Below are 25,281 nucleotides of genomic sequence, written 5' to 3' on the forward strand. Positions count from 1 at the left end.
CTCCTTGCTCTCAATCTTTGGAAGATACGAAACCGGCCCCTCGGGGCCGGTTCTTACTCAGTTGTTGTACAGATCGATGATCGCACTGACCGCCTGGGTCTTGGCCTTGGACGCATCGTTGCGCGCCTGTTCGATCCGGTTCAGGTAGTGCTCGTCGATATCGCCGGTGACGTACTTGCCGTCGAATACCGCGCAGTCGAACTGTTCGATCTTGATCTTGCCACCACCCACGGCCTCGATCAGGTCCGGCAGGTCCTGATAGACCAGCCAGTCGGCACCGATGAGGTCGGCAACGTCCTGGGTGGTACGGTTGTGGGCGATCAGTTCGTGGGCACTCGGCATGTCGATGCCGTAGACGTTCGGGTAACGCACGGCCGGCGCCGCCGAGCAGAAGTAGACGTTCTTCGCGCCGGCTTCGCGGGCCATCTGGATGATCTGCTTGCAGGTGGTGCCGCGAACGATGGAGTCGTCCACCAGCATCACGTTCTTGCCGCGGAACTCCAGCTCGATGGCGTTGAGCTTCTGCCGTACGGATTTCTTGCGCGCCGCCTGGCCCGGCATGATGAAGGTTCGACCGATGTAGCGGTTCTTCACGAAGCCTTCGCGGAATTTCACGCCCAGGTGGTTGGCCAGTTCCAGGGCCGCGGTGCGGCTGGTGTCCGGAATCGGGATGACCACGTCGATCCCGTGATCAGGACGCTCGCGCAGGATCTTCTCGGCCAGCTTCTCGCCCATGCGCAGGCGCGCCTTGTACACCGACACGCCGTCGATGATCGAGTCCGGACGCGCCAGGTAGACGTGTTCGAAGATGCACGGGGTCAGGCTCGGGTTGGTCGCGCACTGACGGGTGTGCAGCTTGCCGTCTTCGGTGATGTACACCGCTTCACCCGGAGCCAGGTCGCGGATCAGGGTGAAACCGAGTACGTCCAGGGACACGCTCTCGGAAGCGATCATGTACTCGACGCCTTCGTCGGTGTGACGCTGGCCGAACACGATCGGGCGAATGCCATGGGGGTCACGGAAGCCGACGATACCGTAACCGGTGATCATCGCCACGACCGCGTAGCCACCAACGCAACGGTTGTGCACGTCGGTCACCGCGGCGAATACGTCTTCCTCGGTCGGCTGCAGCTTGCCGCGCTGGGCCAGTTCGTGGGCGAACACGTTGAGCAGCACTTCCGAGTCGGAACTGGTGTTGACGTGACGCAGGTCGGACTCGTAGATCTCCTTGGCCAACTGTTCGACGTTGGTCAGGTTGCCGTTGTGCGCCAGGGTGATGCCATACGGCGAGTTGACGTAGAACGGCTGGGCTTCAGCCGAAGTCGAGCTGCCGGCAGTCGGGTAGCGCACATGGCCGATGCCCATGTGACCTACCAGGCGCTGCATGTGGCGCTGCTGGAATACGTCGCGGACCAATCCGTTGTCCTTGCGCAGGAATAACCGGCCGTCATGGCTGGTCACGATACCGGCAGCGTCCTGGCCGCGGTGCTGGAGCACGGTTAGCGCGTCATACAGCGCCTGATTGACGTTCGACTTACCGACGATACCGACGATGCCACACATGCGACGCAACCCCTACTTAATGAATCTGAACTGAACGACTCTTACTGGGCAGGTTTGCCCGGCAAGAGATGCTCCTTGAACGGAATGTCAGCGGGTACGCTGATTCCGCTGGCTAGCCACTGACTGCTCCACCCCAATATGAGGTTCTTTGACCAATCTGCAACCATTAGAAATTGTGGCACGAGCCGAGACTCCTGCCACCACTGATCCTGCTGCACCGGTCCGAGGCTGAGCAGCCCGACCGCGACAACCACCAGCAGCGCGCCACGCGCGGCGCCGAAGGCCATGCCGAGAAAGCGATCGGTCCCGGACAGGCCGGTGACGCGAATCAACTCGCCGATGAGGTAATTGATCATGGCGCCGACCAGCAGGGTCGCGACGAACATGATTGCACAGCCCGCGATGACGCGAGCCGAAGGTGTCTGGATATAGTCGGCAAGGTACACGGACAACGAGCCACCAAACATCCAGGCGACCACGCCGGCGATGATCCAGGTGAGCAGGGACAAGGCTTCCTTGACGAAGCCGCGGCTCAAGCTGATCAAAGCAGAAACGACGATTACCGCGATAATCGCCCAGTCAACCCAGGTAAATGGCACAGTGCAGCCTACAGACGGATAAGGCGGCGCATTTTAGCAGAGCGCCGCCCTGCTGGTAAGGCGATTGTTCGGTGGATTTCGTACAACCCGGCGCTTAACCGCGCTCGGGTTGGAAACGAACGACAAAACCCTTCAGGTTCTGCTGACGACCGAGCAGGTCACGCAGGCGATCAGCCTCCGCGCGCTCGATCAGGGGACCGACGAATACCCGGTTCTTGCCATCGGCGGAACGGATATACGCGTTGTAGCCCTGGCTACGCAGGTTCTTCTGCAGGCTCTCGGCCCCTTCGCGGCTCGACAGGCTGGCCAGTTGCACCGACCAACTGATCGGCAGGCCGTTGGGATCCACGCGATTCTGCGTGGTGTCGAGCTTGGCCACTGGCTGTGCCACCACTTGGGCCGGCGTCTGCGCAGGCACAGCAGCCGGCTTGGCGGCCGGAGCAGGCACTGGCGTCGCCGGCTTGACCGCGACAACCGGAGCGGCTGGCTTGACGGCAGGCGCGACCGGCGTCGCAACCGCGGGCTTGGCTGCAGGAGCTGCCGGGGCCGCGACCACTTCGTCATCTTCGGGCGGGAGCGAGTCTTCTGGCAGCGCTTGCGGCTCAGGCACCGCGACCGGCTCGACACGCACCTGCGGCATCGCCGGTGCCTGTGGCGCCGCCGGCGGGTCGACACGCACCTGGCGCTGTTCGTCCTGACGGGAGAACAGCATCGGCAGGAAGATCACCGCCAGCGCCACCAATACCAGCGCACCGACCATCCGCTGTTTGTACGCTCTATCCAGCAATGCCATCTGCAGCTTCCTCCGTGGCGCGCCGGGCCAGCCATTCCAGCGCCTCGGCTACGCAAAAGAACGATCCGAACAACAGAATTTCATCATCGACCGCAGCCTGGGCACACTGCCCGTCCAGTGCCGCGGCAACACTTTCGTAGACCGTCACCGCGGCCCCACGGGCCTGCAAGGCGACCTGCAGATCCGAAGCCGGGCGACTACGTGGCGACTGCAATGGCGTGACCGCCCAATGCTGCACGTACCCCGCCAACTGCGACACCACGCCGTCGAGGTCCTTGTCCGAAAGCAGCCCGAACACCGCCAGGCGGCGCCCAGCCAATGACCGACGCGCCAGGCGCTGGGCCAGATACTCGGCAGCATGGGGATTGTGCCCCACGTCCAGCATCAGCTGGACCGATCTACCCTGCCAGTTGACGGTTCGGCGGTCCAGCCGACCGACGATTCGCGTTGCCTGCAAGACCCCCGCGATCCGCTCGGGCTGCCAGGGCAAGCCCATCAGCGCATAGGCTTGCAGCGCCAGTGCGGCATTCTCCATCGGTAGGTCCAGCAACGGCAGGTCGTGCAGCTCGAGCGGCTGCCCCTTGTCGTCCACGCCGCGCCACTGCCAATGCCGATCAGTGGACGCAAGATCGAAATCGCGGCCACGCAGGAGCAACGGGCTGTTCAGCTCACGAGCCTTGTCCAGCAACGACTGGGGCGGGTTCAGGTCACCGCACAACGCTGGCCGTCCCGGACGGAAGATCCCGGCCTTTTCATAGGCCACCGACTCACGGGTATTGCCCAGGTATTCGGCATGATCGACACCGATGCTGGTGACCAAGGCAAAGTCGGCATCCACCACGTTGACCGTGTCCAGACGCCCGCCCAGGCCGACTTCGAGCACCACGGCATCCAGCTGTTCACGCTCGAACAACCAGAACGCCGCCAGGGTGCCCATTTCGAAGTAGGTCAGCGTTGTATCGCCACGGCCGGTTTCCAGCGCGACAAAGGCCTCGCACAGCTGGGCATCGGTGGCCTCGACACCATTGATCTGCACGCGCTCGTTGTAGCGCAGCAGGTGCGGCGAGCTGTAGACGCCGACCTTCAGGCCCTGCGCCATCAGCAATGAGGCGACGAAGGCGCAGGTCGAACCCTTGCCGTTGGTGCCCGTCACGGTCACTACCCGAGGCGCCGGCTTGCCCAGCCCCATGCGGTTCGCTACCTCTCGCGAGCGCTCCAACCCCATGTCGATGGCCGATGGATGCAGTTGCTCCAGGTAGGCGAGCCAGTCACCCAGGGTACGTTCGGTCATACGTTGGCCGGTGCCGGTGGAACGACGACAGGTTCGACAGGTGCCGCCACGTACACAGGCGTCGGCAGCCCCATCATCTGGGCCAGCAGGCTACCCAGGCGTGGACGCAGCTCCTGGCGCGGGATGATCATGTCGATGGCACCGTGCTCCAGCAGGAACTCGCTGCGCTGGAAGCCTTCCGGCAGTTTCTCGCGTACGGTCTGTTCGATCACGCGCGGACCGGCAAAGCCGATCAGCGCCTTCGGCTCACCGACGATCACGTCGCCGAGCATCGCCAGGCTGGCGGAAACACCACCGTAGACCGGATCGGTCAGCACGGAAATGAACGGCAGGCCTTCTTCGCGCAGGCGTGCCAGCACGGCCGAAGTCTTGGCCATCTGCATCAGCGAGATCAGCGCTTCCTGCATCCGCGCACCACCGGAAGCCGAGAAGCAGACCATGGGGCAGCGTTTTTCCAGGGCATAGTTGGCGGCACGCACGAAACGCTCACCGACGATGGCACCCATGGAACCGCCCATGAACGAGAATTCGAACGCGGAAACCACGATCGGCATGCCCAGCAGGGTGCCGCTCATCGAGACCAGCGCGTCTTTTTCGCCGGTCTGCTTCTGCGCCGCGCTCAGGCGGTCCTTGTACTTCTTGCCATCACGGAACTTCAGGCGATCGACCGGCTCCAGGTCGGCCCCCAGCTCGGCACGGCCTTCGGCATCCAGGAAGATATCGATGCGCGCGCGCGCGCCAATACGCATGTGGTGATTGCACTTGGGGCAGACGTCCAGGGTCTTTTCCAGCTCCGGACGATAGAGCACCGCGTCGCAGGACGGGCACTTGTGCCACAGGCCCTCGGGTACCGAGCTCTTCTTCACCTCGGAACGCATGATCGAAGGGATCAGTTTGTCTACTAACCAGTTGCTCATGCTTTCTTTCTCCAATTCGTTTTCGGCCCGTCGGACAACCGGGCCCGCCTGTTTTCTGTGGCGGTAAGCATGGACGGCGGCAGATTGCCGCCCGTCACATCGGCGATCAACTGGCGCGTACCGCCTGGATGAACGCCTTGATCTTCGCGGGGTCCTTGATGCCCTTGCTCTGCTCGACCCCACCGCTGGTATCCACGGCATACGGCTTGACCTGGGCAATGGCATGCGCCACGTTCTCCACGGTCAGGCCACCGGCCAGGATGATCGGCTTGCTCAAGCCCTGCGGCACCAGAGACCAGTCGAACGCCTCACCGGTTCCCCCCGGCACGCCTTCGACGTAGGTATCGAGCAAAATGCCGCTGGCCCCGGGATAAGCCCGGCAGGCCGCAGCAATGTCGTCACCAGCCTTGACCCGCAGTGCCTTGATGTATGGCCGATTGAAGCCCTCGCACTGCGCACTGGTTTCGTCGCCATGGAACTGCAACAGGTCCAATGGTACGGCATCGAGGATCTCGCCCAGTTCGCAACGGCTGGCGTTGACGAACAAGCCCACGGTGGTGACGAATGGCGGCAGCGCGGCAATAATGGCCCGCGCCTGCTGGAAAGTCACCGCCCGCGGGCTCTTGGCGTAGAACACGAAGCCGATGGCATCGGCTCCGGCTTCGACCGCAGCCAACGCATCTTCAATGCGGGTGATCCCGCAGATTTTGCTGCGAACGGCGGACATTTCGTCAGAACCTCAAGGTTTTTCCGGATAAAGGCCCGGATGGTAGCAAATGCTTTTCCGGGCGTCAGCCGGCAAGATCGGAGAAACCGGTGAGGAAGTGTGGCCCGATATAACGCTCGGGCAACTCGAACTCGTCGCGGTACTCCACCTGCACCAGGTACAGGCCGAACGGATGGGCCGTCACCCCACCCGTACGGCGGACGCGGCTCTCCAGCACCTCGCGGGCCCACTCGACCGGGCGCTCGCCAGCACCGATGGTCATCAGCACGCCGGCGATATTGCGCACCATGTGATGCAGGAAGGCGCCGGCACGGATATCGATGACAATCATCTTGCCGTGCCGGGTCACCCGCAGGTGATGCACTTCCTTGATCGGCGACTTGGCCTGGCATTGACCGGCGCGGAACGCACTGAAATCGTGGGTACCGACCAGGTAGCGCGCAGCTTCGGCCATGCGCTGCTCATCCAACGGTCGATGATTCCAGGTGATTTCCTGATTGAGGTGCGCCGGACGGATCTGGTCGTTGTAGATCACGTAGCGGTAGCGCCGGGCGATGGCCTTGAAGCGGGCATGGAAATGCGCAGGCATGACCTTGGCCCAGCTGACACTGATGTCATGGGGCAGGTTGATATTGGCGCCCATGGTCCAGGCCTTCATTGAACGCTCGGCACGGGTATCGAAATGTACCACCTGCCCGCAGGCGTGCACGCCGGCGTCGGTGCGCCCGGCACACATCAGCGAGACTGGCGAGTCCGCCACCTTCGACAGCGCGTCTTCCAGAGTTTCCTGGACCGACAGCACACCCGAGGCCTGCCGCTGCCAGCCGCGGTAGCGCGAGCCTTTGTATTCGACGCCCAGGGCGATTCGGAAAAAGCCTTCGGCCGCCATTTCGGCAGCCGGGTTATCTATATTTGCCAAGAACTTGCAGCCTGATGATTAACGCAAAGGCGTGCATTATAAGGCGCACGCCCGTAACGACAACGGCAGCCCAAGGGCTGCCGCTGTTTTTGTCCTGGCCGGATAGACTCAAGCCAGGCGCTGGAGCATCTCCCTGGCCTCGCTCTTCTGCGCATCGCTGCCTTCGCTCATGACTTCGGCAAGAATGTCGCGGGCGCCATCCCGGTCATCCATGTCGATGTAGGCCTGGGCCAGGTCGAGCTTGGTCGCGGCCTCATCGGTACCCGCGAGGAAATCGAACTCCGGTTCGTCACCCAGGGCTGCGTCCTGCTCAGTAAAGCTCGGCGTCGCCAGTGGTGGCTGCTCCAGGCTCTGGGACAGGCGATCGAGTTCGGCGTTGACGTCATCCAGCTCATGGGTGAAGGCATTCGGCCCAGTGTCGGCCAGCAGGTCGTCGACCAATTGGTCATCAGTCGCCAGGTCGCCGGTTGCCAGGTCATCAGCCAGAGACAGGTCGAAGTCAGCCGGCAGGCCGAGGTCATCCAACGCATCGAGGGTTGGCACCTCGCCTTCCGGCGCCTTGGGATCGTCGGCCAGTCCGAGCAGGAAGTCCTCGTCGGCCTGAGCCGTAGCAACTGGCTCATCGCCACCCAGATCCAGGTCGAAGTCGGACAAGTCATCCAGGCTACTCAGGTCGTCCTTGGCCTCTGTCTGCTGCGCCAACACCGACTCGAAACTCAGGTCATCGTCGAGCTGCAGGTCATCCACGCTTTCCACTGGAGCGGGAGCGGCGACAGGCGCGACCGCCGGAGAAACAGCCTCCAGATCATCCAGGCTGAGATCGAAGTCGTTGTCGAAGTCGTCGACAACCGGCGCAGGCTCCACAGCCACCACCGGCTCTGGAGCAGCGACGGGCGCCAGCTCGTCATCCTGCAGCAAGTCCTGGACGAACTGCTCATCCAGCTCGGCAGCCGCCGCGGCCGCTCCCAAGCCCACGGCCGCCGCAGCGGCGACGACAACCATGCCGGGGAAGCGGCTCTTAAGCTGCTCGACCTTGGCCTGGTTATCGGCAGTGGCTGGCAGCTGCTGCTCCTGGCGCACGAATGCATCACGGTCACCCTGGCGACCGTAGACTTCCATCAGTTTGAGACGCACATCACTGCGCTGCGGCTCCAGCTTGGCCGCTTCTTCCAGCAGGTCGGCAGCCTGGTTCAGATGGCCACGCCCGATGTGCAGCTCAGCCTGGCCCAGGACGTCGATCGGATGTTCAACTGCGGGAGCCGGCGCCGGGGCCGGCGCCAACTTTACATTAGGCGCAGGCACCTCCAAACCTTCGAAGCTGCCCTCCGGCATATCCATGTCTGCGGCGAAATCGGCTTCTTCAGACAAAGCCCGCGCCATACGCTGGTGCTTCTCGGCTTCCTGCTGGGCCTTTCGGCGACGAACCAGCAACAGCAGGAGCAACAGCGCCACCAGCACCACGGAACCGGCGATCAGCCCCATCATGATCGGACTGGACAGCAGGTCGTCGAGCTTGCGTTCTTCGGTCGGCGCCGGCGGAGCTGCCGGTTCGATCGGCTTGGCCGCCTCGGCAGGAGCCGGTGTCGGCGTTGCAACAACTGGAGCGGGTGCCGGAGCCGCCTCAGGCTTGGCCACCAGCTCGGCCGACACTGCCGGCTGGGTCGCAGTTGGAGTGGTTGCCGGAGCGGCAGGCGCAGCCGCACCTTCTGCCTGCAACTTCGCCAGTTGATCGTTCTTCAGGTCGATCAGGCGCTGCAGCTTGTCCAGTTGGCTCTGCAGGTCTTCCATGCGGCTTTTCAGCTCGGCATTGTCGCGCCGGGTCGCGTCGAGGCTTTCCTGGGTCACCGCCAGTTTGTTGGTCAGGTTCTTGCTGTCGCCGGCCGCACCCTTGCCACCCTTCTTGCCGTTCTCGGCCGAAACCAGGCTCAGTTTGTCCTTGCGCTCGCCAGCAGCGGGTGCACCCTCGCCGCCCTTGTGCCGGGTGGCATCGATCTGCTGCTTGCCAGCATGGCCATTGCCGGCACGACGCCCCTGGCGCCAGGCGGCATTCTGCGCAGCGACCTCGGCGATCGCCCTGGACTGCGGCAGAGCCGTGCTCTGCACAGTGTCAGGCATGCGCAATACCTGGCCGGTCTTGAGCCGGTTGATGTTGCCATCGACGAACGCGCCGGGGTTCAGCGCCTGGATGGCCAGCATGGTCTGTTGCACTGAAGCGCCATTACGCTCCCTGGCAGCAATTTCCCACAGGGTATCCTTGGCACCGGTGGTGTACTGCTTGGCCCTGGTAGGCGCAGTAACCGGCGCGCTTGGCGCAACGGCAGGCTTGGCGGTATCGCCCGCAGGAGCATATTTGGATGGATCGAGCAGCACGCTGTAGTCGCGCATCAACCGGCCCTGGGGCCACTGCACCTGGACCAGGAAGCGCACATAGGCCTCGGACAGCGGCTTGCTCGAAGTCACCCGGACCACGCTACGGCCATTGGGATTGATGACAGGCGTGAAGGTCAGGTCATTCAGGAAGTCCTGGCGATTGACGCCGGCATCGCTGAACGCCTGGGGAGAAGCCAGGCTGGGCACGATGTCGGAAGCGCTGAGGCCGCCGACATCCTGCAATTCGATTTCCACCAGTAGTGGCTGGTTCTGGGTCGACTTGAGGGTCATTTCCCCCAGCCCAAGGGCATGCGCCATACCGGAAGACAGCGCCGAAGCGGCCGCTATTGCTAACACCAGTTTGCGAACTTGAACCATCAGCCTCTTCCTTTGTTTGTGCGTTCCTCGGCCAGCGAGAAGGTGATGTAGCTGCCTTGCGGCCTGGTGCGCAGCCGTGAAAATACGCCTGCATCACCCTGTCGTCGCCGATGCCCCTGCAAGTGCCCATCGGGCAGCTCACCTTCAGCAACCAACCTGAGCATAGCGTCAGGCCAGAATCATTCTGCAAATTGTCGCCAAGTATCTTTTACAGCGGGTCTTTTATCAACAGCTCCGCCAGTTGCACCGCGTTCAGCGCGGCGCCCTTGCGCACGTTGTCCGTGGTCAGCCACAGGTTGAGCTGCGCCGGGTCATCCACGCCGTGCCGGACCCGTCCGACATAGACCACGTCCTGGCCCACGGCATCACCGACCGCGGTCGGATAATCGTCGCCGTCCACCAGCTCGATACCCTCCGCCGCTTCCAGCGCCGCGTTCACCGCTTGCAGGTCGACATCGCCAGCAGCCTGCAGTGACACACTATAGCTATCGCCAAAAAACACCGGGGCTTGAACGCAAGTCACTGAAATTTTTAGTAAAGGTGCTTCCAGCAGTTCGCGCAACTCGTTGACCAGCCGTTTTTCCAGGGGAACGTGCCCCTGGGCATCCGGCTTGCCGACCTGGGCCAGCAGGTTGAACGCCACCTGGCGGTCGAAAACCCGCGGCTCCAGCGGGCGCATGTTCAGCAGTTCCGCGGTCTGCCGAGCCAGTTCACTGACAGCTTCGCGGCCCTGGCTGGACATCGCCAGGCAGGCAGTCAGGCTGACCTGCCGGATATCCAACAGCCCCTTGAGCGGTGCCAGTGCTACCGCCAGCGCAGTGGCCGAGGCACTCGGGCTACCGACCTGGACCGGCTTGTTCAAGGCCGACAGGACACCGGCGTTGGCTTCCGGCACCACCTGTGGCACCGGCAAGGCGCCCGACAGGTCGATCACGGCACAACCAGCCGCCGTCGCCCGTGGTGCAAAACTGAGGGTGACCGCCGGGCCGGCGGCAAGGAACACCAGTTGGACCTTGGCGAAATCGAACTCGTCGACTTCACGAACGCGAACGTTCTTGCCGCGAAACGGCACCGACTGCCCCGCCGACTCACTGCTGGCCAGCAGGTGCAGGTTGGCCACCGGAAAATCCCGTTCCTCGAGGATCTGCACCAGGGTTTCGCCGACCGTGCCGGTGGCACCGATCACGGCAATATCAAGGGACTGGCTCATGGGATTATCCTCAGGCAAACGGGGGGAGCGGCACTTTACCCTTGACCGGGCGGTCAGGCAATTTCTCGGTACGGCCACCATGCCCCTGTAGGAGCAGGGCTTGCCCGCGAAGAGGCCCTCGAGATCGCCAGAAGCTTCGCGGGCAAGCCCTGCTCCTAAACGGGTCCGTTGCCACAAGGACCGTACCACAGGAAACAAAAAGCCCGCGACTCTTGCGAGACGCGGGCTTCGTTCAAGCCTTCAGCGAATCAACGCTCCAGCAGGATCCGCAGCATGCGGCGCAGCGGTTCGGCCGCGCCCCACAGCAACTGGTCGCCGACGGTGAACGCACCGAGGAACTGCGACCCCATGTTCAGCTTGCGCAGACGCCCTACCGGGATGTTCAGGGTGCCGGTGACCTTGGTCGGGCTCAGCTCCTGCATGCTGATCTCACGCTGGTTCGGCACCAGCTTGACCCAAGGATTGTGCTGGCTGATCAGCCCTTCGATGTCAGCCATCGGCACATCCTTGTTCAGCTTGATGGTCAGCGCCTGGCTGTGGCAACGCATGGCACCGATGCGCACGCAGATACCATCGACCGGGATCGGGCTCTTGAAGCGACCGAGGATCTTGTTGGTCTCGGCCTGGGCCTTCCACTCTTCGCGGCTCTGGCCGTTCGGCAGTTCCTTGTCGATCCACGGGATCAGGCTGCCGGCCAATGGCACGCCGAAGTTCTCGGTCGGATAGGCATCGCTGCGCATGGTTTCGGCGACCTTGCGGTCGATGTCGAGGATGGCGCTGGCCGGGTTGGCCAGGTCATCGGCGACTGCCGCGTGGGTAGCGCCCATCTGCCGGATCAGCTCGCGCATGTTCTGCGCGCCCGCACCGGAAGCGGCCTGGTAGGTCATCGCGCTCATCCACTCCACCAGGCCGGCCTCGAACAGACCGCCCAGACCCATCAGCATCAGGCTGACGGTGCAGTTGCCGCCAATGAAGTTGCGGGTGCCGGAATCCAGCTGCTGGTCGATGACCTTGCGGTTCACCGGGTCGAGAACGATCACCGCGTCATCCTGCATGCGCAGGCTGGAAGCGGCATCGATCCAGTAACCCTGCCAGCCGGCTTCGCGCAGCTTGGGGAAAACCTCGCTGGTGTAGTCGCCGCCCTGGCAGGTCAGAATCACGTCGAGGGTTTTCAGCTCTTCAATGCTGTAGGCATCCTTCAGCGGAGCAATATCCTTGCCCACGGACGGACCTTGGCCACCAACATTGGAAGTGGTGAAAAACACCGGCTCAATAAGATCGAAGTCCTGCTCTTCCAGCATCCGCTGCATGAGCACGGAACCGACCATACCGCGCCAACCGATCAGACCTACACGCTTCATCGAACTACACCTTTTACAAAAGTGGGTCACCGCTTCCGGGGATGAAAGAAGCGGTGGGCCCGAGAGATTACAGATTCCGTAGCGCCTCGGCTACAGCGTTACCCATTTCCTGCGTTCCGACCTTGGTGCAACCCTCGGACCAGATGTCGCCAGTGCGCAAGCCGCGGTCCAGCACCAGGCTCACCGCCTGCTCGATGGCAGCGGCTGCGTCGTGCAGGTTGAAGCTGTAGCGCAGCATCATCGACACCGACAGGATGGTCGCCAACGGGTTGGCAATGCCCTGCCCGGCGATATCCGGAGCGGAGCCGTGGCACGGCTCGTACATGCCCTTGTTGTTGGCATCCAGCGACGCCGACGGCAGCATGCCGATGGAGCCGGTGAGCATGGACGCTTCATCGGACAGGATGTCGCCGAACATATTGTCGGTGACGATCACGTCGAACTGCTTCGGTGCACGCACCAGCTGCATTGCGGCGTTGTCGACGTACATGTGGCTCAGCTCGACGTCCGGATAGTCCTTGGCGACTTCCTCGACCACTTCACGCCACAATTGGCTGGATGCCAGGACGTTGGCCTTGTCCACCGAGCAGAGTTTCTTGCCGCGCACGCGGGCCATGTCGAAGCCGACACGGGCGATACGGCGGATTTCGCCTTCGCTGTACGGCAGGGTGTCGTAGGACTGGCGCTCGCCGTTCTCCAGCTCGCGGGTGCCGCGTGGCGCGCCGAAATAGATGCCGCCGGTCAGCTCGCGCACGATCAGAATGTCCAGGCCGGCAACGATTTCACGCTTGAGGCTCGAGGCATCGGCCAGTTGCGGGTAGAGGATCGCCGGGCGCAGGTTGCCGAACAGCCCCAGTTGCGCACGGATCTTCAACAGGCCGCGCTCAGGACGGATGTCACGCTCGATCTTGTCCCACTTCGGCCCGCCAACGGCGCCCAACAGCACCGCATCGGCGGCACGGGCACGTTCCAGGGTTTCGTCGGCCAGCGGTACGCCGTGCTTGTCGATGGCTGCGCCGCCGATCACGTCGTGGCTCAGTTCGAAGCCCAGGTTGTACTTGTCGTTGGCCAGCTCCAGCACCTTGACCGCTTCGGCCATGATTTCCGGACCAATACCGTCGCCTGGGAGAATCAGAATCTGCTTGCTCATGCTTTCCTCATGTCGTCTGTCGGGCCACCCGTGACACCGGGCGACCTGGAAAAAGTCTATCGTTCGGCCCACAGCACCAGTACATCTGTACTAAACGAACCATCGGCCGCAATCTCAAAATATTCCCGCACTTCCGCGCCCATCGCCTGCTGCAGGTCGCGAATCGCCACTTGCAACGGGGCCGGGGTGCGCATGCGTTCAACCCAGGAGCTGTACTCCAGGCGCAAGCGCTGGCGGTTGGTACTGCGTATGTGCAGGCCCGCCTCGCTGACCTGGCGCGACCATTCGGCCGCCGAGTAATCACGTACGTGACTGGTGTCGCGCAGTACCTCGACGGTCTGCAGGTAGGTGTCGAGCAACGGGCTGCCGGGCGACATTACGTCGATAAAGGCTGCGACGCCACCCGGTTTCAACACCCGGCGCACTTCCCGCAGGGCCAGGCCGAGATCACTCCAGTGGTGCGCCGAGTAGCGGCTGAAGACGAAATCGAACTCGCCATCGGCGAACGGCAGGCTTTCCGCCGCGCCGCGCACCGTCGCGATATTGCCCAGGCCACGCTCCCTGGCAGCCGCGTCGACCACGTCGAGCATCTGCTGCGAAAGATCATAGGCCGCCACCTTGGCCACCAGCGGCGCGACGTGAAAACTCACATGACCGGCACCGCAACCCAGGTCGAGGACCCGCGCATCGGCGCGCCCGGCCAGTGCGGCCTGGAGCAGCGCGAATTCGGCGCCCTGGGCATGTACGGCGCTGCTCAGGTACGCAGCGGCCTGTTCACCGAACTGCTTTTGTACCACTTGAGTGTGGGCATTGCTGGTCATGGCGTGATCCTTCTATCGGGTTGCCGAATGGCTTTGCGGGGGCTTCAAAGGCCTCTTCGCGGGCAAGCCACGCTCCTACAGGGTTAGAGGCGCACCCAGGATAGGCGTACCGCACAAAACTGTAGGAGCAGGGCTTGGCGGGGCGCCGAACCGCCGCGAACGGGGCCCAACCTGCCTACATCGGATCAGGCGTCGCGAAACAGCCAAGGCTGGCTGGCCCGATGCTTGGCCTCGAACGCAGCGATCGCATCGCCGTCCTGCAGGGTCAGGCCGATATCGTCCAGGCCGTTGACCAGGCAGTGCTTGCGGAACGCGTCGACTTCGAAGTTGTAGACCTTGCCGTCCGGACGGGTCACGGTCTGCGCCGCGAGGTCGATGGTCAGCTGGTAGCCCGGGTTGGCCTCGACCTGCTGGAACAGCTCGTCGACTTCGCTGTCGCTGAGAATGATCGGCAACAAGCCGTTCTTGAAGCTGTTGTTGAAGAAGATGTCGGCATAGCTCGGCGCGATGATACTGCGGAAGCCGTACTCTTCCAGGGCCCATGGCGCGTGTTCACGACTGGAGCCGCAACCGAAGTTTTCCCGCGCCAACAACACGCTGGCACCCTGGTAGCGCTCGGCGTTGAGCACGAAGTCCTTGTTCAACGGACGCTTGGAGTTGTCCTGGTAGGCATAACCCACGTCCAGGTAGCGCCACTCGTCGAACAGGTTCGGGCCGAAGCCGGTGCGTTTGATCGACTTGAGGAACTGCTTGGGAATGATCTGATCGGTATCGACGTTGGCACGATCCAACGGCGCGACGAGACCGGTGTGCTGGGTAAAGGCTTTCATGTGGTTTTCCTCAGATCAATTCGCGAACGTCGATGAAACGGCCGTTGATGGCAGCCGCAGCGGCCATGGCCGGGCTGACCAGGTGGGTACGCCCACCGGCACCCTGGCGCCCTTCGAAGTTGCGGTTGGAGGTCGAGGCGCAGTGCTCGCCGCTTTCGAGGCGGTCCGGGTTCATCGCCAGGCACATCGAGCAGCCTGGTTCACGCCACTCGAAACCGGCTTCGAGGAAAATCTTGTCCAGGCCTTCCGCTTCGGCCTGAGCCTTGACCAGGCCCGAGCCCGGTACTACCAGCGCCTGCTTGATGGTCGAGGCGACCTTGCGGCCCTTGGCAACCTCCGCAGCAGCACGCAGGTCTTCGATCCGCGAGTTGGTGCAGGAACCGATGAACACCCGATCCAGCTTGATGTCGGTGATCGCCTGGTTGGCGGTCAGGCCCATGTACTTGAGCGCACGCTCGATGGAGCCACGCTTGACCAGGTCCGGCTCGCGCGCCGGATCCGGTACGTTCTGGTCGACGGCGAGGACCATTTCCGGCGAAGTGCCCCAACTGACCTGCGGCTTGATTTCGGCGGCATCGAGCTCAACCACGGTGTCGAACACCGCATCGGCATCGGACACCAGTTCCTTCCAGGCTTCGACGGCCAGGTCCCATTCAGCGCCTTTCGGGGCGAACGGGCGGTCCTTGACGTAGGCGACGGTCTTTTCGTCGGTCGCCACCAGGCCCACACGGGCACCGGCTTCGATGGACATGTTGCAGATGGTCATACGGCCTTCGATGGACAGGTCGCGGATCGCGCTGCCGGCGAACTCGATGGCATGGCCGTTACCGCCAGCGGTGCCGATCTTGCCAATCACCGCGAGGACGATATCCTTGGCGGTCACGCCGATCGGCAATTGCCCTTCGACGCGAACCAGCATGTTCTTCATCTTCTTGGCCACCAGGCACTGGGTGGCGAACACGTGTTCGACCTCGGAGGTGCCGATACCGTGGGCCAGTGCCCCGAAGGCGCCGTGGGTGGAGGTGTGGGAGTCACCGCAAACCACGGTCATGCCCGGCAAGGTCGCACCCTGCTCCGGACCGATCACGTGGACGATGCCCTGGCGCACGTCGTTCATCTTGAACTCGGTGATACCGAACTCGTCGCAGTAATCGTCGAGGGTCTGCACCTGGATGCGCGACACCTGGTCGGCGATCGCCTCGATACCACCCTTGCGCTCGGGGGTGGTCGGCACGTTGTGGTCGGGCGTGGCGACAATCGAGTCGATGCGCCAAGGCTTGCGCCCGGCCAGCTTGAGGCCTTCGAACGCTTGTGGCGAGGTCACTTCGTGGATGATGTGACGGTCGATATAGATCAGCGACGACCCATCGTCGCGCCGTTTCACTTCATGGGATTCCCAAAGCTTGTCGTAAAGCGTTTTGCCAGCCATCAGACGTTTCCTCATCAGCTTGTTTCTATGCCCTGGATCTATTGAGGATTGTTCTCAATAACCCTTTGGCTTGTGAGGTCGATGCTATGAGGTTAGAGTGAATAACTCAAATTCATAATTTTCATGCTTCGGATAGCTTTATGGAATACAGATCATGGACCTGGCCAATCTCAACGCCTTTATCGCCATCGCTGAAACCGGCAGCTTCTCCGGCGCCGGCGAACGCCTGCACCTGACCCAGCCAGCCATCAGCAAACGAATCGCCGGCCTGGAGCAGCAACTCAACGTCCGATTGTTCGATCGACTGGGCCGCGAGGTCGGCCTGACCGAGGCTGGCCGGGCCCTGCTGCCCCGGGCCTACCAGATTCTCAATGTGCTCGACGACACCCGCCGGGCCCTGACCAACCTGACTGGCGAGGTCACCGGCCGCCTGACTCTGGCCACCAGCCATCACATCGGCCTGCACCGCCTGCCCCCGCTGCTGCGGGCCTACACCCGGCAGTATCCGCAGGTGGCCCTGGACATCCAGTTTCTCGACTCGGAGGTCGCCTACGAGGAGATTCTTCACGGCCGGGCGGAACTGGCAGTGATCACCCTGGCACCGGAGCCGCACCATCTGGTGCGCGCCGTGCCGGTGTGGGACGACCCGCTGGACTTCGTCGTCGCCCCCGAACACCCCCTGGCCAGCAACGCCAGCGTCAGCCTGCGGGACATCGCTCACCGACCAGCGGTCTTTCCCGGCGGCAACACCTTCACCCATCACATCGTCCAGCGCCTGTTCGAGGCCCAGGGCCTGACACCGAACATCGCCATGAGCACCAACTACCTGGAAACCATCAAGATGATGGTCTCCATCGGCCTGGCCTGGAGCGTGCTGCCGCGCACCATGCTCGATGACCAGGTCGCGCGCATACCTTTACCGGGCATACAGCTCAGTCGCCAGCTAGGCTATATCTTGCATACCGAACGGACGCTGTCGAATGCCGCACGAGCCTTCATGGCTTTATTGGATGCACAGACGGATTTGCCGACCTCCACGGCATAAGCCGGTTCTGTCTCAGGCCAGGTCTCTTGCAGCAATAACGTGCCTTTCACCCAAGGACTGCCGTTGATGCCCAAGAACGCTAGCCGTATTCCGCCCTTGCCGCGCATCCATGCCCTCGACCCTCACGAGTCGGAAAAGAGCTGGGAAAGCGCCCCGCAGTTATTGGCCGCCCTCAATGGCGCCCGCCTGGGAGCCTGGTCCTGGGATATCGAGAACGGCCAGGTCAGCTGGTCACGTGGTACCCAGGCATTGTTCGGCTTCGACCCGCACCAGCCACTTCCCCAGGATGTCGACTACCTTGACCTGCTCCCCGTCGAGGACCGGGCGCGCACGCTGCGCGCCTTTCACGCGGTGCTGGCCGGTGAACCGGTGGAACGGGCCATGCACCACCGCATCTGCTGGCCGGACGGCAGCATGCACTGGCTGGAAATCAGCGGCAGCCTGCTGCCGGACAAAAACGGCAAGCCCCGGATGATCGGGGTGATCCGCGAAGTCACCCAGCAGCGCCAGCGCGAACAGGCCCTCAGCAGCTCGGAAAAACGCTTTGCCACGCTGTTTCACCTGAGCCCCAACATGGTGTTGCTGACCCGCGAGGAAGACGGCCTGATCAGCGAGGCCAACCAGTACTTCGAAAGCCTGTTCGGCTGGCCGGCCCTGCAGGTGATCGGCATGACCACCCTGGAACTGGGCCTGTGGGTCCATCCGGAAGAACGCGGACGACTGGTACAGACGCTGCGCACCAAGGGCGACGCCGCCAGCCAGGAAGTGCAGTTTCGCGCCAGCAACGGCCAGATCCACGATGGCATCCTCAGCGCCCAGCGGGTCGAACTGGAAGGCCAGGCCTACCTGCTCAGCACCTTTCTCGATACCACCGAACGCAACAATGCCGCGCAGGCGCTCAAGGACAGCCAGGAACGCCTCGACCTGGCCCTGGACTCGGCACAGCTGGGTACCTGGGACTGGCACATTCCCAGCGGCATGCTCTACGGTTCGGCGCGGGCGGCACAATTGCATGGCCTGGAACCACACCCCTTTCACGAATCCTTCGATGCCTTCTTCGACGGGGTGCCTCCCGAAGAACGCGAAAACATGCGCAATGCCTATCGCAGCCTGCGCGAAGGCCCGGCCGGCAACTACCAGGTGACCTACCGGGTGGAACTGGGCAATGGCAGCTCGCGCTACCTGGAAAGTCGCGCCAGGCTCTACCGCGACAGCGACGGCAACCCGCTGCGCATGGCCGGCACCCTGCTCGACATCACCGAGCAGGTGGAGCGCGAGCAGCGCCTGCAGGCCTCGGAAGAAAAGTTCGCCAGCCTGTTCCAGGCCAGCCCCGATCCGATCTGCGTGACCCTGCAGGACAGCGGCCAGTTCATCGAGATCAACCCGGCCTTCACCCAGACCTTCGGCTGGAGCCTCGACGAGATCCGCCATCGCAGCGCCGATCAGATCGGCCTCTGGGAAGACTCGGACAAGCGCCTGCAGCGCATCCAGCAGGTGATCCGCGACCAGGCGCTGAACAATGTCGCGGTGGTCGTGCACCACAAGAGCGGCCAGGCCCTGACCTGCGTAATCAACAGCCGGCAGATCGAGGTCGAGCAGCAACCCTGTATCGTCACCACCCTGCGCGATATCACCCAGCAGCAGCGGGCCGAGGCCGCGCTGAAGGCCAGCGAGGAGAAGTTCGCCAAGGCCTTCCACTCCAGCCCCGACGCCATCACCATCTTCGAGCGGCAAAGTGGGCGCTACCTGGAGGTCAACGACGGCTTCTGCCGCCTGACCGGCTATTCCAGCAGCGAGGTCATCGGTCGCACCGTCTATGAAGTGGGTATCTGGGCCGACCACAAGCAGCGCAGCGCCCTGCTCGAAGAACTCAAGGAAAAGGGCCACGTACCGCACCGCGACATGCTCGGGCACAACAAGCGTGGCGATGTGCTGACAGTGGAGGTGTCGATCGAACCAATCACCCTCAATGAAACCGCCTGCCTGTTGCTGACCGCACGGGATATCAGCCAGTTGAAAAACGCCCAGGCGCAGATCCGTCACCTGGCCTACCACGACCCACTGACCAACCTGCCCAACCGCGCCATGCTGATGGATCGCCTGAGCCAGCAGATCGCCCTGCTCAAGCGCCACAACCTGCGCGGCGCCCTGCTGTTTCTCGACCTGGACCACTTCAAGCATATCAACGACTCCCTCGGCCATCCGGTGGGCGATACCGTGCTCAAGGTGGTCACTGCCCGCCTTGAAGCCAGCGTGCGCGTCGAAGACACCGTGGCACGCCTGGGTGGCGACGAGTTCGTCGTGCTGCTGAGCGGCCTGGAGGGCTCGCGCAGCGAGGTCGAGCAAAAGGTCCACGACCTGTCGGACACCATCCGCGAGCTACTGGCCGAACCGATGTTCCTCGACGGCCAGCGGCTGCAGGTGACCCCCAGCATTGGCGTGGCACTGATCCCCGACCATGGCTCGACGCCCGCCGACCTGCTCAAGCGCGCAGATATCGCGCTGTACCGGGCCAAGGACTCCGGGCGCAACATCACCCAGATGTTCCACAGCACCATGCAGAAAGCCGCCAGTGAACGCCTGCGCATGGAGAACGACTTGCGCCAGGCGCTCTCGCGGGGCGAATTCAGCGTGCACTTCCAGCCCCAGGTGGACGCCCGCGACAACCGCATCGTCGGCGCCGAAGCCCTGGTGCGCTGGCATCATCCGGAACTCGGTGCGCAATCGCCTACCGAATTCATCAAGGTCCTGGAAGACAGCGGGCTGATCCTCGAAGTCGGCACCTGGATTCTCGACCATGCCTGCGAAGCATTCGGCGTGCTATTGCGCGAAGGGCTGATCGTCCATTCCTTCAGCCTATGCGTGAACATCAGCCCGCGGCAGTTCCGCCAGGCCGATTTCGTCGAACGGGTGGAGCGCTGCCTGCTGCAACACAACGTGCCCTCCTCGATGCTCAAGCTGGAAATCACCGAAGGCATCGTGATCCAGAACATGGAGGACACCATCAACAAGATGCGCCGCCTGAACAAGCTCGGCGTGAGTTTCGCCATGGACGACTTCGGCACCGGCTATTCATCGCTGACCTATCTCAAGCGGTTGCCGGTGGACGCGCTGAAGATCGACCAGTCATTCGTCCGTGACGCCACCCATGATCCCAACGACGCGGAAATCATCCGCGCGATCGTCGCCATGGCCCGCAGCCTGGGGCTGAAGGTGATAGCCGAAGGGGTGGAGTTGCCGGAGCAGCTGATTTTCCTCGAAGGGCTGGGATGCCACCTGTACCAGGGCTACCTGCATAGCCGGCCGTTGCCGCTGGCAGATTTCAAGAAACTCCTGGAGTGAGCATCCAAAAGAACGGGTTTAGTTGGGTTAGCGGGCTTGCGTGGCGGTGTGGCGAGCGGGCTTGCCCGCGCTGGGGCGCGAAGCGGCCCTGAAACCAGCCACCTCATTCTGCCTGATATACCGAGGTGGATGGTTTTGGGGCTGCCTTACAGCCCGGCGCGGGCAAGCCCGCTCGCCACAGGATTTGCATTCACCTCAAGGCATCCATTCACACAAAGGTACAAGCCCCAAAAACAAGGAACCCCGCCGAGGCGGGGTTCTGTCATGCACGCTGGAGCTTAGTGCTGCAGGGCCGGTTGCTGCACCCCTCCGATCGGGATGCGCTTGGCTTTCGCCTCTTCCGGCACGACCCGCAGCAGGTCGATGTTCAGCAGGCCGTTGCTCAGTCCGGCAGCCTTGACCTCGATATGGTCGGCCAGGCGGAAAGACAACTTGAAGGCACGCTGGGCGATGCCCTGGTGCAGGTAGCTGACGTGTTCAGCCTTGGGTTCGCGCTTGCCGCCACTGACGGTCAGCACGCCTTTCTCAACCTGCAACTCCAGGTCTTCTTCCTGGAAACCGGCAGCCGCGACGACGATGCGGTACTGGTCTTCGCCGTGTTTCTCGACGTTGTAGGGAGGGTAGCTGCTGCTTGGCTCGTTACGCAGCGCGGTTTCGAAAAGGTCATTGAAACGGTCGAAACCAACGGAGGAACGGAACAGTGGAGCCAAAGAAAATGCGGTAGTCATGTCAATCTCCTGAAATTCAGCGAGTCGGTTGATTCGCGACCCGAATTCGGCATCGCGTACCCCTTAGATAGGAGCGGCCAAACGCATTTCAAGAGATTGTCGAAATTTTTTTCAGCCGCCCATTTCAGGCGGCCTCGGACACCGGCACCTGCAACAGGAGGCTGACCGTATCGCAATCGGTCTCGCGGCGTACGAAGCTGAACAGCTCGACCGCCTCCGGGTAATTGCGCGTCAGCATCGCCAGCCATTGCTTCAGGCGACCCGGCGCCTGGCGCGGCGTGAGTTGCTCGCGAGCCTGGAGCCAGAAATCCTGGAGCAGCGGCAGCAGCTCGGCCCAGCTCATCTCCACGACCTCTTCACCGGCCTTGTGCGCCGCGATCTGCCGGGCCAGGTCCGGACGCGACACCAGGCCGCGACCGAGCATGAAGTCCTCGGCACCACTGACCTCGCGGCAGCGCTGCCAATCCTCCAGCGACCAGATGTCGCCATTGGCGAACACCGGCACCTTGACCACGTCCTGCACCCGCGCCACCCACTCCCAATGAGCCGGCGGCTTGTAGCCATCGACCTTGGTCCGCGCATGCACGACGATCTGCGATGCGCCGCCTTCGGCCAGGGCCGTACCGCAGACCAGCGCGCCGTCCGGACTGTCGAAGCCCAGGCGCATCTTCGCCGTCACCGGGATATGCGCCGGCACCGCCCGCCGCACATGCTCGACGATGCTGTTGAGCAGCTCCGGCTCCTTGAGCAGCACCGCCCCACCGCGGGACTTGTTCACGGTCTTGGCCGGGCAGCCGAAGTTCAGGTCGATCACCTGCGAACCCAGCTCGCAGGCCAGCGCCGCATTTTCGGCCAGGCATACCGGGTCGGAACCCAGCAATTGCACGCGCAGCGGGACACCGGCCGCCGTGCGCGCTTCGGTGAGCAGCTCGGGAGCGAACTTGTGGTAATAGGCCGGCGTCAGCAACGAATCGTTGATGCGGATGAACTCCGTGACGCACCAGTCGATGCCGCCTACGCGCGTCAGGACATCGCGCAGGATGTTATCGACCAACCCCTCCATGGGCGCCAGGGCAATTTGCATGGGTGACTCTCATTGAAAAAAGCAGGGAACGAAAGGCGCGGCAGTTTACGGGGTTCCGCGCCAAATCGGTACACCCTCAGACCGACAGCACGGCGGGTCCGTAACCCTGCAGAAATTCCTCGGGCATGCGCTTGGGCTTGCCACTGGACAGTTCGATACAGACGAAGGTGGTTTGCGCGCGTAGCAGTGTGAGGTTGTCGCTGGGACGGACCAGTTGGAAACGCCGGGTCATTTTCAGGCGCTGGTCCCAATCGACGATCCAGGTCGCCAGTTGCAGCTCGTCGCCTTCGTAGGCGGCCGCCAGGTAGTCGATTTCGTGCCGCACCACCGCCATGGCCCGGTCCAGCCGGCGATACTCGCTCAAGTCCAGCCCCAGGCGCTGGGAATGGCGCCAGGCGCAGCGCTCCAGCCAGGTGACGTACACCGCGTTATTGGCGTGCCCGAGGCCGTCGATGTCCTCGGCGGCCACCTGCAGGTCGAGGGTGAAGGGTGTCGCCAGATCCCAGCTCATGTACCACTCCCGGTCGATTCAAAGACCGGGGCAGTGTAACGGATCAGGCCGACTGGCGCTGCGCCAGGCTCCGCCCGGCCAACAACGCAAGAACCCCTTCGATCAGCCTTGGATCGGCCAGCACGCGCTGATGGCCACCGCTTTCCAGGCGCAACAGGCGACTGTCGAACCACGCCTCGTGAATACGCTGGGATTCATTGACCGCCACCAGTTGGTCGTCTTCGGCGTGCACGATCAAACCTGGCATCTCCATCTGGTAATGCTCGATATCCAGGTGCTCCGCACGCATCCCGACATCCCGTTCGACTTCACGGATAAACGCCGAGCGCGCCCGCGGCGGCAGGCCGACATAACGGGCGAAACCTCGCAGCACACCGAGCACCCGCGCCGGCGCGGCGATGCTGACCAACGCCTCGGTACGCAGCCCAAGCTGGGTGGCGAGCATCGCGCTGGCACCACCCATGGAATGACCGATCACCGCCTTGAGCGCTGGCAGCTCGGCAGCGGCTTCAAGCAGCGCCCGGGCAAACGCCACCACATTCGCCTCACGCCCCGGCGACTGGCCATGAGCCGGGCCATCAAGGGCTACCGCGGTGTACCCGGCTGCGACCAGCGCTTCGATCAGGCTGGCGAACTGGGTGGGCCGCCCCTCCCAGCCGTGCATCAGCAATACCGTCGGGCCCTGCCCCCACCGCAGCGCGGACAAGCCGAACCGCAAGGTGATTCTTTCGGCCGTCGCCAGCAGCGGCAGCTCCCAGTCCCGCGGCGAGCGCTCGCGAGGCGTCATGAAGACCTGACGCATCCGGCTCGCCGCAACCTGCGGTGCCACACGCCCCAAGGTGCCATTGATGCCACGAATCCAGCGCAAAGTGTTCATCGGATACTCCCTCAGGGCAGGACGAACCTTCAGCGCACCGCCGACTTGGCTGCGCGCAGCAATCTGTCGGACAACTCGCCCGGACCCAGCGCCCGGGCCACGGCGAGGCCGCCGATCATCAGGGCGATATCGGCCAAAGCCTTGTCGGTGTCCTCGGGACTGGCCGCCAGTTGCGCGACCATCAATTCCACATGTTCGTTGAGCGCCTCGCGAAAGCACGCCGGCAGGCTACCGATCTCCCCCACTACCGCCGGCAGCGGGCAGGCGTGATCGACGGCATCGCGGTGCTTGCGCGACAGGTAGAACGCGGCAATCAGGGCACGTCGTTCTTCGCCATCCAGCTGGTCGTCGACTTCTTCTATTTTTGCCCGGCGTTGCGAGAGCAACTGCTTGAATGCCTCAAGCATCAACGCATCCTTGCTCTCGAAATGTGCGTAGAAGCCACCCACGGTCAGGCCGGCAGCAGCCATCACCTCACTCACGCTGGGCTCGGCCGGGCCACGCTGGATCAACGCGGCGCTGGCAGCCTGGAGGATGCGCTCACGGGTCTGGGCCTTTTTGTCGTTCATTGCCATCTCCAGAGGTTACGTTGGAAATATTATTCTCATAATATTTTTTCGCAAGACTTTCGTGCGACCGTTGGTCCGACTGAAAAATACGAAAAGAGGATTCAGGGCGAAAGAAGGTAAACGCCAGAAAAACAAAAGGGCCATTCAATGATGAATGACCCTTAAAAATCCCGCAGAGCGGGCAATCGTGGCGTCCCCTAGGGGACTCGAACCCCTGTTACCGCCGTGAAAGGGCGGTGTCCTAGGCCACTAGACGAAGGGGACGCAAACCCTTCTAACATTACAGGAGTCGACTTGTTGGCGACTTTTTACTTCTCGGTGACTCATGCACCTTCAGTATCCTGCAACTTCGAATCAAGACCGGTGTGGCCAGATCTTGAACCGTAAATTGGTGGAGCTAAGCGGGATCGAACCGCTGACCTCCTGCATGCCATGCAGGCGCTCTCCCAGCTGAGCTATAGCCCCAGATTTATCGCCTCGCGGCGCAGCGACATTCAAACTGCAATGCCACTTGTGTGAAACTGGCGTCCCCTAGGGGACTCGAACCCCTGTTACCGCCGTGAAAGGGCGGTGTCCTAGGCCACTAGACGAAGGGGACATAACCCTTGTGTACCCTTATCGGCGCTGGTTCCGATTCGTGGTACAAACTCCAGGTCAGTGTAGCGTAACCTGAAGCTTCTAATTTGGTGGAGCTAAGCGGGATCGAACCGCTGACCTCCTGCATGCCATGCAGGCGCTCTCCCAGCTGAGCTATAGCCCCACAGTGT

At 62.9% G+C, this 25,281-nt stretch carries 21 protein-coding genes and 4 tRNA genes; 2 read left to right on the forward strand and 23 right to left on the reverse strand.

Going from position 1 to position 25,281, the window contains the following annotated elements:
• Positions 1-57: 57 nt before the first annotated feature.
• From purF to leuC, 14 genes are all read right to left on the reverse strand, one after another.
• On the reverse strand, positions 58-1,563 hold the full coding sequence (gene purF / locus AC6I6U_RS25425; RefSeq protein WP_497878754.1) for an amidophosphoribosyltransferase: 1,506 nt from the start codon (positions 1,561-1,563) through the stop codon (positions 58-60).
• Between the two features lie 41 nt (positions 1,564-1,604).
• The gene (locus AC6I6U_RS25430; RefSeq protein WP_497878755.1) at positions 1,605-2,162 is read right to left on the reverse strand and encodes a CvpA family protein; all 558 of its coding nucleotides are present in this window, start codon (positions 2,160-2,162) and stop codon (positions 1,605-1,607) included.
• A 94-nt stretch (positions 2,163-2,256) separates the two neighbouring features.
• Positions 2,257-2,955, reverse strand: coding sequence for an SPOR domain-containing protein (locus tag AC6I6U_RS25435; protein ID WP_497878756.1), 699 nt, complete (start codon positions 2,953-2,955; stop codon positions 2,257-2,259).
• Positions 2,939-4,246, reverse strand: coding sequence for a bifunctional tetrahydrofolate synthase/dihydrofolate synthase (folC, locus tag AC6I6U_RS25440; protein ID WP_497878757.1), 1,308 nt, complete (start codon positions 4,244-4,246; stop codon positions 2,939-2,941). The genes AC6I6U_RS25435 and folC overlap by 17 nt, the downstream gene beginning before the upstream one ends.
• Positions 4,243-5,163: an acetyl-CoA carboxylase, carboxyltransferase subunit beta gene (gene accD / locus AC6I6U_RS25445; RefSeq protein WP_497878758.1), complete on the reverse strand. Its 921-nt coding sequence runs from the start codon at positions 5,161-5,163 to the stop codon at positions 4,243-4,245. Before accD ends, folC begins: the two co-directional genes overlap by 4 nt.
• Positions 5,164-5,269: 106 nt before the next feature.
• Positions 5,270-5,890 (reverse strand): phosphoribosylanthranilate isomerase, encoded by a 621-nt coding sequence (locus AC6I6U_RS25450; RefSeq protein ID WP_497878759.1) that lies wholly within the window; start codon positions 5,888-5,890, stop codon positions 5,270-5,272.
• 64 nt (positions 5,891-5,954) lie between these two features.
• The gene (truA, locus tag AC6I6U_RS25455; protein WP_497883100.1) at positions 5,955-6,779 is read right to left on the reverse strand and encodes a tRNA pseudouridine(38-40) synthase TruA; all 825 of its coding nucleotides are present in this window, start codon (positions 6,777-6,779) and stop codon (positions 5,955-5,957) included.
• A gap of 138 nt (positions 6,780-6,917) precedes the next feature.
• Entirely contained in the window at positions 6,918-9,557 is a 2,640-nt protein-coding gene (locus tag AC6I6U_RS25460; protein WP_497878760.1) for a motility hub landmark protein FimV, read from the reverse strand.
• Between the two features lie 208 nt (positions 9,558-9,765).
• Complete coding sequence (locus tag AC6I6U_RS25465; RefSeq protein WP_497878761.1) at positions 9,766-10,767, reverse strand: aspartate-semialdehyde dehydrogenase; 1,002 nt, start codon at positions 10,765-10,767, stop codon at positions 9,766-9,768.
• A gap of 248 nt (positions 10,768-11,015) precedes the next feature.
• Positions 11,016-12,128: an aspartate-semialdehyde dehydrogenase gene (gene asd / locus AC6I6U_RS25470; RefSeq protein ID WP_497878762.1), complete on the reverse strand. Its 1,113-nt coding sequence runs from the start codon at positions 12,126-12,128 to the stop codon at positions 11,016-11,018.
• 67 nt (positions 12,129-12,195) lie between these two features.
• Positions 12,196-13,278: a 3-isopropylmalate dehydrogenase gene (gene leuB / locus AC6I6U_RS25475; RefSeq protein WP_497878763.1), complete on the reverse strand. Its 1,083-nt coding sequence runs from the start codon at positions 13,276-13,278 to the stop codon at positions 12,196-12,198.
• Between the two features lie 56 nt (positions 13,279-13,334).
• Positions 13,335-14,099, reverse strand: a complete 765-nt coding sequence (locus AC6I6U_RS25480) for a class I SAM-dependent methyltransferase (protein WP_497878764.1) — start codon at positions 14,097-14,099, stop codon at positions 13,335-13,337.
• 185 nt (positions 14,100-14,284) lie between these two features.
• Positions 14,285-14,929, reverse strand: a complete 645-nt coding sequence (gene leuD / locus AC6I6U_RS25485; protein ID WP_497878765.1) for a 3-isopropylmalate dehydratase small subunit — start codon at positions 14,927-14,929, stop codon at positions 14,285-14,287.
• Positions 14,930-14,939: 10 nt separating this feature from the next.
• Complete coding sequence (gene leuC / locus AC6I6U_RS25490; RefSeq protein ID WP_497878766.1) at positions 14,940-16,358, reverse strand: 3-isopropylmalate dehydratase large subunit; 1,419 nt, start codon at positions 16,356-16,358, stop codon at positions 14,940-14,942.
• A gap of 154 nt (positions 16,359-16,512) precedes the next feature.
• Here leuC and AC6I6U_RS25495 point away from each other — a divergent pair, with 154 nt between their 5' ends.
• Positions 16,513-17,403 (forward strand): LysR family transcriptional regulator, encoded by an 891-nt coding sequence (locus tag AC6I6U_RS25495; protein ID WP_497878767.1) that lies wholly within the window; start codon positions 16,513-16,515, stop codon positions 17,401-17,403.
• A gap of 66 nt (positions 17,404-17,469) precedes the next feature.
• A complete protein-coding gene (locus AC6I6U_RS25500) occupies positions 17,470-20,745 on the forward strand; it encodes a sensor domain-containing protein (RefSeq protein WP_497878768.1) in 3,276 nt (1,091 codons plus the stop codon).
• Positions 20,746-21,023: 278 nt separating this feature from the next.
• Here AC6I6U_RS25500 and AC6I6U_RS25505 read toward each other — a convergent pair whose 3' ends face one another.
• From AC6I6U_RS25505 to AC6I6U_RS25545, 9 genes are all read right to left on the reverse strand, one after another.
• Positions 21,024-21,473 (reverse strand): Hsp20 family protein, encoded by a 450-nt coding sequence (locus AC6I6U_RS25505; protein WP_497878769.1) that lies wholly within the window; start codon positions 21,471-21,473, stop codon positions 21,024-21,026.
• A 124-nt stretch (positions 21,474-21,597) separates the two neighbouring features.
• On the reverse strand, positions 21,598-22,557 hold the full coding sequence (locus AC6I6U_RS25510) for a tRNA dihydrouridine synthase (RefSeq protein ID WP_497878770.1): 960 nt from the start codon (positions 22,555-22,557) through the stop codon (positions 21,598-21,600).
• Positions 22,558-22,633: 76 nt separating this feature from the next.
• Positions 22,634-23,068 carry an acyl-CoA thioesterase gene (locus AC6I6U_RS25515; protein WP_497878771.1) on the reverse strand — a complete coding sequence of 145 codons (435 nt, stop codon included), beginning with the start codon at positions 23,066-23,068 and terminating at the stop codon, positions 22,634-22,636.
• A 43-nt stretch (positions 23,069-23,111) separates the two neighbouring features.
• Positions 23,112-23,945 carry an alpha/beta fold hydrolase gene (locus AC6I6U_RS25520; RefSeq protein WP_497878772.1) on the reverse strand — a complete coding sequence of 278 codons (834 nt, stop codon included), beginning with the start codon at positions 23,943-23,945 and terminating at the stop codon, positions 23,112-23,114.
• Positions 23,946-23,974: 29 nt separating this feature from the next.
• Positions 23,975-24,514 carry a TetR/AcrR family transcriptional regulator gene (locus tag AC6I6U_RS25525; protein ID WP_497878773.1) on the reverse strand — a complete coding sequence of 180 codons (540 nt, stop codon included), beginning with the start codon at positions 24,512-24,514 and terminating at the stop codon, positions 23,975-23,977.
• Positions 24,515-24,702: 188 nt separating this feature from the next.
• A tRNA-Glu gene (locus tag AC6I6U_RS25530) sits at positions 24,703-24,778 on the reverse strand.
• Positions 24,779-24,903: 125 nt separating this feature from the next.
• Positions 24,904-24,979 (reverse strand) — tRNA-Ala (locus AC6I6U_RS25535).
• A 57-nt stretch (positions 24,980-25,036) separates the two neighbouring features.
• Positions 25,037-25,112: transfer RNA gene (locus tag AC6I6U_RS25540), tRNA-Glu, on the reverse strand.
• A gap of 86 nt (positions 25,113-25,198) precedes the next feature.
• Positions 25,199-25,274, reverse strand: a tRNA-Ala gene (locus tag AC6I6U_RS25545).
• Between the last annotated feature and the right edge of the window lie 7 nt (positions 25,275-25,281).

It is taken from the genome of Pseudomonas sp. UTLPPB19802, assembly GCF_059730225.1.

Excerpts from the sequence above, each read along its gene's own strand:
- AC6I6U_RS25500 (WP_497878768.1), top strand. The coding sequence starts at position 17,470 with ATGCCCAAGAACGCTAGCCGTATTCCGCCCTTGCCGCGCATCCATGCC.
- folC (WP_497878757.1), bottom strand. The coding sequence starts at position 4,246 with ATGACCGAACGTACCCTGGGTGACTGGCTCGCCTACCTGGAGCAACTG.
- AC6I6U_RS25450 (WP_497878759.1), bottom strand. The coding sequence starts at position 5,890 with ATGTCCGCCGTTCGCAGCAAAATCTGCGGGATCACCCGCATTGAAGAT.
- leuB (WP_497878763.1), bottom strand. The coding sequence starts at position 13,278 with ATGAGCAAGCAGATTCTGATTCTCCCAGGCGACGGTATTGGTCCGGAA.
- AC6I6U_RS25465 (WP_497878761.1), bottom strand. The coding sequence starts at position 10,767 with ATGAGCCAGTCCCTTGATATTGCCGTGATCGGTGCCACCGGCACGGTC.
- AC6I6U_RS25505 (WP_497878769.1), bottom strand. The coding sequence starts at position 21,473 with ATGACTACCGCATTTTCTTTGGCTCCACTGTTCCGTTCCTCCGTTGGT.
- AC6I6U_RS25495 (WP_497878767.1), top strand. The coding sequence starts at position 16,513 with ATGGACCTGGCCAATCTCAACGCCTTTATCGCCATCGCTGAAACCGGC.
- purF (WP_497878754.1), bottom strand. The coding sequence starts at position 1,563 with ATGTGTGGCATCGTCGGTATCGTCGGTAAGTCGAACGTCAATCAGGCG.
- AC6I6U_RS25435 (WP_497878756.1), bottom strand. The coding sequence starts at position 2,955 with ATGGCATTGCTGGATAGAGCGTACAAACAGCGGATGGTCGGTGCGCTG.
- AC6I6U_RS25460 (WP_497878760.1), bottom strand. The coding sequence starts at position 9,557 with ATGGTTCAAGTTCGCAAACTGGTGTTAGCAATAGCGGCCGCTTCGGCG.
- asd (WP_497878762.1), bottom strand. The coding sequence starts at position 12,128 with ATGAAGCGTGTAGGTCTGATCGGTTGGCGCGGTATGGTCGGTTCCGTG.
- leuD (WP_497878765.1), bottom strand. The coding sequence starts at position 14,929 with ATGAAAGCCTTTACCCAGCACACCGGTCTCGTCGCGCCGTTGGATCGT.
- AC6I6U_RS25525 (WP_497878773.1), bottom strand. The coding sequence starts at position 24,514 with ATGAACGACAAAAAGGCCCAGACCCGTGAGCGCATCCTCCAGGCTGCC.
- AC6I6U_RS25520 (WP_497878772.1), bottom strand. The coding sequence starts at position 23,945 with ATGAACACTTTGCGCTGGATTCGTGGCATCAATGGCACCTTGGGGCGT.
- AC6I6U_RS25480 (WP_497878764.1), bottom strand. The coding sequence starts at position 14,099 with ATGACCAGCAATGCCCACACTCAAGTGGTACAAAAGCAGTTCGGTGAA.
- accD (WP_497878758.1), bottom strand. The coding sequence starts at position 5,163 with ATGAGCAACTGGTTAGTAGACAAACTGATCCCTTCGATCATGCGTTCC.
- leuC (WP_497878766.1), bottom strand. The coding sequence starts at position 16,358 with ATGGCTGGCAAAACGCTTTACGACAAGCTTTGGGAATCCCATGAAGTG.
- truA (WP_497883100.1), bottom strand. The coding sequence starts at position 6,779 with ATGGCGGCCGAAGGCTTTTTCCGAATCGCCCTGGGCGTCGAATACAAA.
- AC6I6U_RS25510 (WP_497878770.1), bottom strand. The coding sequence starts at position 22,557 with ATGCAAATTGCCCTGGCGCCCATGGAGGGGTTGGTCGATAACATCCTG.
- AC6I6U_RS25515 (WP_497878771.1), bottom strand. The coding sequence starts at position 23,068 with ATGAGCTGGGATCTGGCGACACCCTTCACCCTCGACCTGCAGGTGGCC.